This is a genomic window from bacterium, assembly GCA_024224155.1.
Lineage (GTDB): Bacteria > Acidobacteriota > Thermoanaerobaculia > Multivoradales > JAHEKO01 > CALZIK01.
The window spans coordinates 1-1,232 of record JAAENP010000397.1 but is presented as its reverse complement, the minus strand read 5'-3'; the positions used below and the strand labels follow the sequence as shown (position 1 = coordinate 1,232).

Genomic DNA, 1,232 nt, shown 5'->3' with positions numbered 1-1,232 from the left:
CGACCTGATGCCTTGCCTGCTTGTGCTTGAGGCCGCTCGTCCGAGCCTGGTCGTCGTGGCTCGACCGCAAGGTCGCCGCCATCGATTCCGTCTTCTCCCTTCAGAGTGGAGTCGGTCGCCGCAGCTGCGAGTCCTCGCTTCTATCGCCCACGCTGTCCCGAGCGCACGGTCCTCTACCGCGCTATGGCCCACCATTTCGAGCAGTTCGTCCAGGTGTATGAGGAGCGTTTCCTCCACACCCACAGCTACCTGCGCGGCTGCGTCGAGCCGGCGGTTTATCGCTACCTCGACTGCGGCATCTTCGACCACGGCGTTGCGCGGGTACGCTGCCCGGAGTGCCGGCACGAGTTTCTGAACGCCTTCTCCTGCAAGCTCCGAGGCCTGTGCCCGAGCTGCCACCAGAAACGTGAGCTTCTGTGTCGGTCGTCGACAACCTCCTGTCCTGGTACCACAGCGGCTTTTCGGCACACGGCGCGGTGAGAGTCGAGGACCGCCAGGGCGCCGTGCGGCTGGGCCGGTACATGATCCGTTGTCCGATCGTTCTAAAGCGGCTGAGCTGGGAAACAGAAACCGGCGATGTTGTTTGCCGGGGCCGACCCTCCCGCCGCGGAGGACCCGGCGGCGGTCACGCCCGCTGGGATGTCCTCGAGTTCCTCGCCCGGGTCGTCGACCACATTCCGGAGCCGTCACAGCAGACAGTGCGCTACTGGGGTTACTACGCCAATGCGGCTCGCGGCAAACGCCGCAAGGCCGCAGCGGTAGGAGACACCACCCAGACACCGGGCCGACAGGACGACGACGAGTTCACCCGACGCGCTCGTCTCAGCTGGGCGAAGTTGATTCGCCGTGTCTACGAGGTCGATCCGCTCTTGTGCCCGTTCTGTGGCGCTGAGATGAAGATCCTGGCCTTCATCGTCGACTTCGCTGCTGCCAAGGCGACAGCCAAGAGCCTCAAGCTCCCGGCCCAGGAGCCCGAGCCCTTGGCCCACGCGCCTCCGGAGACCCTGGAGCTCATCGCAGAATCCGCCTGATCTTCTGGCGGCCAGTTTCCGCCACCGTGGAGCTGGGACACGTGCGCCGCCTGCCCGGTTCAAGTGGCTAATAGTTCAACTCGAGGTGTCCCGCGGATGCGCTTGCACGAGTTCAGGCGGCTGCACCGGGTCCCGAGCTCGCTCAAGAGTCCGCCAAGTGCCACTCCGCGGCCGCACCACGGCCCAAGACCCCGCACCCCT

2 protein-coding genes are annotated in these 1,232 nt (G+C 65.7%); both read left to right on the top strand.

The features are described 5' to 3' along the window. Window positions 1–105 precede the first annotated feature (105 nt). Window positions 106–480, top strand: a complete 375-nt coding sequence (locus GY769_19970) for a hypothetical protein (protein ID MCP4204199.1) — start codon at window positions 106–108, stop codon at window positions 478–480. Next, window positions 417–1,031, top strand: coding sequence for a hypothetical protein (locus GY769_19965; protein MCP4204198.1), 615 nt, complete (start codon window positions 417–419; stop codon window positions 1,029–1,031). Before GY769_19970 ends, GY769_19965 begins: the two co-directional genes overlap by 64 nt. The last annotated feature ends 201 nt before the right edge of the window (window positions 1,032–1,232 follow it).